The sequence below is a fragment of the Streptomyces sp. URMC 123 genome (assembly GCF_051386515.1).
In the GTDB taxonomy this organism is placed as follows: Bacteria; Actinomycetota; Actinomycetes; order Streptomycetales; family Streptomycetaceae; genus Streptomyces.
In genome coordinates, this window is record NZ_JBPQTV010000431.1 from 1 (window position 1) to 4,478 (window position 4,478).

The window sequence follows — 4,478 nt, forward strand, 5'->3', positions numbered from 1 at the left end:
GCGCCCGTCATACGCGGGACGGTGCCGGGGGCGCCGCCCGTCCTGCTGGACTGGGAGCGGCCGCTGTACGCCGAGGCGTCCGCGCACCTCCCGCCCGCGCCGCCGACCGTGGTGGACCAGGAGCTCCACGACGGCGATGTGCTGGGCTTCGGCGGCGGCGCGCGGGTCGTGGCCGCCCCCGGCCACACGCCCGGCAGCATCGGCGTTCACCTCCCCGAGGCCGGCGTGCTGTTCACGGGCGACTGCGTGGCGGAGCACGCGGGCGCGGTCATCCTCGGCGTGTTCAACATCGACCGGCGGCGGGCCCTGGAGGCGTTCCACACGCTGGCCGCGGTCGCCCCGGACACGGTGTGCTTCGGCCACGGCGACCCGGTGGTGGGCGGCGCGGCGGCCGCCCTGCGGCAGGCGGCCGACGGGGCGTCGGCCGCGGAGGAGGCGTCCCCGGGGAGCGTCCCCGGCGCGGGGCCGGACGCGGCTCACTGACGCGGCGCGCCGGGACGGGGCGCCGTCCGATGCCGGGGCCCGGCCCCTCCGCCCGGCGCCGCGACCGTACGGGCGCCCCCGGCGTACGAGCGCCCACGGCGTACCGGCTGTACGGGCGTACGGGGGCCTCGGGCGTATCCGCGTACGAGCCGGCGGGCCCGCCACGGCCGTACGGTCCGGGCCCGGGCCCGACGGTGATCAGCCGACCGGTACGCCCGCCTCCAGGTTCAGGACCGTCGCCCGCTCCCTGGCCCGCAGGGCCCACCGCAGGCGGTTGAAGCGGACCGGCGGCAGCAGTTCCATCGCCTCCTCCTCGGTGACGAAGCGCCAGTCGCGCAGTTCGGCGCCGGGCAGCAGCAGCCGCTCGGCGCCGTCGCGCGGCAGCCGTCCGCCGTCGAAGAGCAGGCGCAGCCCGCCGTAGGCCGGGGGCACGGGCGGCTCCCAGTCGACGACCAGCAGCCGCGGCACATCGGCGAGTTCGACGCCGATCTCCTCGGCGACCTCGCGCATCCCGGCGCGCGCCGGCGGCTCCCCCGCCTCCACGACGCCGCCGGGGAACTCCCACCCCGGCTTGTAGGTCGGGTCGACGAGCAGGACCCGGTCCTGCTCATCGAAGAGGAGGACGCCCGCGGCGAGGGTCTCGGCGGTCGGCTCGGAGGTCTGGACGATCTCGCAGCGCCCGTGGCCGTCCCGGAGGGCCTCGGCGACGCGCTCCGCCGTGCGCCGGGGCGTGAGCTCGGAGGTGTCCACCACATGGGCGTCGGCGCCCAGCCACGCCAGCGCCTTCCGGTAGGGGGCGAGGTGGGAGAGGCACCGGGTCCGTACGGACTCGCTGCCCTCCGGGTCGCCGGGCAGTTCCTCGCGCTGGGCGATGCGCCGCCGGAGGATCGTTTCCTCGGCGTGCAGAAGAAAATGGCGGACGGGTATTCGACGGGCGGCGAAGCCGCCGAATATCTCGTCCCGGTACTCCTGCCGGAGCAGCGTCATGGGGACCACCAGCGGGCCCCCGCCCGTCTCGCTGACGACGGCGGTCCCGGTCTCCACGACGAGCCGCCGCCAGGACGGCAGGTCCTGATAGTCGGTCACTTCGTCGAGGCGCTTGCGCGGCAGCATCACGCGCAACGCGTCGCCCACCAGTTCCGGGTCGAAGAGATGACTGCCCGGCAGCAGTTCCAGCAACTCCCGCGCCGCTGTGGTCTTCCCCGCGCCGAACGTGCCATTCAGCCAGACGATCACGCTTCCCCCTGTCGCTCGACTGCCGCCCCGGTCGGGCGCCCGCAACACCTTTGCACGAAAACGTCAACGCATCGTGGGGCGTGCGCGGTTTCCGCGTGACCGCGACCGAATGGCACATCGCGGCGTCACATGCGCCGAGCGGGCGCGTCGCGCTCCCCTCGTCCGCCCTTGACGAACCCTTCCGTCAGGCCCTGGCGAGCGCGGTGCGTGTGGTGTGCGACGTGCGCGTGCGGGTGGGCGGGGCGGCTGTGCGCGGGTCGCCCGCGGCGCACCGCGTCAGCGACGGCACGCCGCGGCGGATGCGCGGCCGGGCGGCGGCGCGGGCGATGAAGGCCGCGGAAAGAAGGTGAGTCGCCGAACGCCGGCCGGTGGCGGTCGCGGGAGGGCGAGACCGGCAGCGGGGCGCGTGCGGGCGCGGCGCCGGGGCGTGGCGCAGGCGCCGTACGGGGCCCGGCGGGCGTCGGGTCGTCCGCGACGCCGAGGCGTGGCACGCGCCGTACGACCCAGGTGGACGAACACATCCTCCACGTCGCCGGGGGCATGGCGCAGGCCCGTGCAAGGCCGCGCGGGCGAGCACGTTGTCCGCGACGCCGAGGCGCGCCGCACACCGTACGAGACCCGGCGAGCGAACGCGTCATCGCGGCGCCGAGGCGTTGGCGCCCGCGCCGTACGACCGAGGTCCCGCGGATCGTCTCCCGTCGCAACGGGTGATCCGCGGGACCACGGCGGGGCCGTCGAAGCGCCGGACGGACCCGAAGACGGGCGTCCACCGGGCCACGGGACGGCGGCGAGGACCGCCGGCCGCGAGACCCTGGCGGGAGGCCGCCGAGGCACCGGGCGGGCCCGGACACCACCGCGCCCCGGGAACCCACCGGACCCCGCCCGCGCCTCTCACGGCCGGGCCCGCCGGGCCCACCGTGTCACCGCGACACGGCGAAACCCCCGGCGGCCCGGCCCGGCCCCCCTGGCGCCCGTGCTACTTGTTCGTCGACTCCGCCTTGCCGCCCACCGCGCCCACGGAGACGGGGATGTGGTGCACGTTGACGTCGTGGACGTGGACGACCTCGATGCCGCCGGCCAGGTCGTCCTTGTCGTCGTCGCCTCCGCCCGAGACCCCGAAAACCGCCCCGGTGCCGAGCAGAGCGGCCGACAGCGCGGCCGCCGCGACGAATTTGGGAGAACGCATAGGTTCCTTCCCTCCCCTGCGGGTCACCCCACAGCGCCTACGAATGCGTTAATCACACATTCGGCTTTTTGCTCTCCAAGGCCGCATTTCCGGCCCCTGCGGCCGTCCCTACCCTCGCCCTCGTCCGGCCACGCGGCCCACGCGCCCCCGCGCCGGGCCCTCCGCTTCTCGCGCCGGTCATTTCCACTTCTCGCCCCGGGCCGCGCCGTTCGAGCCGCCCCGGCCGGTCGGCGCGGCACGGCACGGCTGCCGGGCCCGGCGCGGGGCTCCGGTTCCTTCAGATGGAGTTTCCGCTTCCGTTGCGTGCCGGCCGCGGGCCCCGCGGGGCTCAGCCGGGGAGGACGGCCTCCTCGCCCCGGGAGTCGAGCAGCCGCATCGCGGACGCCGCCGCTCCCACCAGGCCCGCGTCCGTCCCCATCTCCGCGGGCAGCACGGCCAGTTCGCGGACGAACGACAGCGTGGCGTAGTCCCGCAGGGCCCGCCGGAGCGGGCCGAACAGCACGTCGCCCGCCTTCGCCACGCCTCCGCCGATCACCGCCACCTCGATCTCCACGAGCGCGGCCGTCGCGGCGATGCCGGCGGCGAGCGCCTGGGCGGCGCGGTCGAAGGAGGCCCGGGCCACCGGGTCGCCGGCGCGCGCCGCGGCGGCCACGGCGGCGGCGGAGACATCCCCGTCCGGGCCCGGCCGCCAGCCGCCCTCCAGGGCCCGGCGCGCTATGTTCGGCCCGCTGGCCAGCCCCTCCACGCAGCCGCGCCCGCCGCAGGGGCAGAGGTCGCCGTCGAGGTCCACGCTGATGTGCCCGATGTGGCCGGCGTTCCCGGTCGGCCCGGGGTGCGGCCGGCCGTCGATCACGAGGCCGCCGCCGACGCCCGTCGAGACCACCATGCACAGGGCGTTGGCGCGGCCCCGCGCGGCGCCGAGCCAGTGCTCGGCCGCGGTCATCGCCACGCCGTCGCCGACCAGGGCGACGGGCAGGCCGCCCGGGACGGCGCCCCGCACCTCCTCGACGAGGGGGAAGTCGCGCCAGCCGGGCACGTTGACCGGGCTCACCGTGCCGGCGGAGGCGTCGACGGGGCCGGCGCTGCCGATGCCGATGGCCCGGGCGGCGGGCCATTCGGCGGTTGCCGTCAGCTCGGCCAGCACGGCGGTGACGGCCGCCATGACCGTTGCCCCGTCCTCCCGCGCGGGCGTCGGCCGCACGGCCCGCACGAGGAGCCGGCCGCGGCGGTCCACGAGGGCTCCTGCGATTTTGGTGCCGCCGATGTCGAGGGCGGCGACGAGGTCGGTCTGCATGCGGGGGCGTGTCTCCTGACCTGTACGGGGGTGGGTCGGTCCTCCAGTCTCCCTGGGCGTGACAACGTTGTCCAGGCGGTTCTCCCTCCGGGCGGGTTTGCGCGACGTCCACGTTGTGGGTTGTCCGTGAGGTGCGGTGCGCCCTCCGGGCGGGTTGCGCGACGACCACGGTCACGTTGCCTGTGACGTGAGCGCGTTTGCCCGCGCCTTCGGTGCGGGGACCACCACCTCACCCCGGCCGGAGGCCGGGGCAAATCCCCGCCCCTTCGGGGCGAACCC

Annotated in this window: 5 protein-coding genes; 2 read left to right on the forward strand and 3 right to left on the reverse strand. The window is 76.5% G+C overall.

What is annotated here, in order from left to right:
* A partial coding sequence (locus ACSNOD_RS28730) for an MBL fold metallo-hydrolase (RefSeq protein WP_436769997.1) occupies positions 1-483 on the forward strand: 483 nt, incomplete at its 5' end.
* A 198-nt stretch (positions 484-681) separates the two neighbouring features.
* On the opposite strand, the gene ACSNOD_RS28735 is transcribed toward ACSNOD_RS28730, so the two are convergent.
* Complete coding sequence (locus tag ACSNOD_RS28735) at positions 682-1,719, reverse strand: NUDIX hydrolase (RefSeq protein ID WP_436769998.1); 1,038 nt, start codon at positions 1,717-1,719, stop codon at positions 682-684.
* A gap of 95 nt (positions 1,720-1,814) precedes the next feature.
* Between ACSNOD_RS28735 and ACSNOD_RS28740 the strand changes: the two genes are divergently transcribed.
* Complete coding sequence (locus ACSNOD_RS28740; RefSeq protein WP_436769999.1) at positions 1,815-2,069, forward strand: hypothetical protein; 255 nt, start codon at positions 1,815-1,817, stop codon at positions 2,067-2,069.
* Positions 2,070-2,695: 626 nt separating this feature from the next.
* Here the strand turns inward: ACSNOD_RS28740 and ACSNOD_RS28745 are convergent.
* Positions 2,696-2,905 carry a hypothetical protein gene (locus ACSNOD_RS28745; protein WP_436770000.1) on the reverse strand — a complete coding sequence of 70 codons (210 nt, stop codon included), beginning with the start codon at positions 2,903-2,905 and terminating at the stop codon, positions 2,696-2,698.
* A 328-nt stretch (positions 2,906-3,233) separates the two neighbouring features.
* A complete protein-coding gene (locus tag ACSNOD_RS28750) occupies positions 3,234-4,199 on the reverse strand; it encodes an ROK family protein (RefSeq protein WP_436770001.1) in 966 nt (321 codons plus the stop codon).
* Positions 4,200-4,478: the final 279 nt, after the last annotated feature.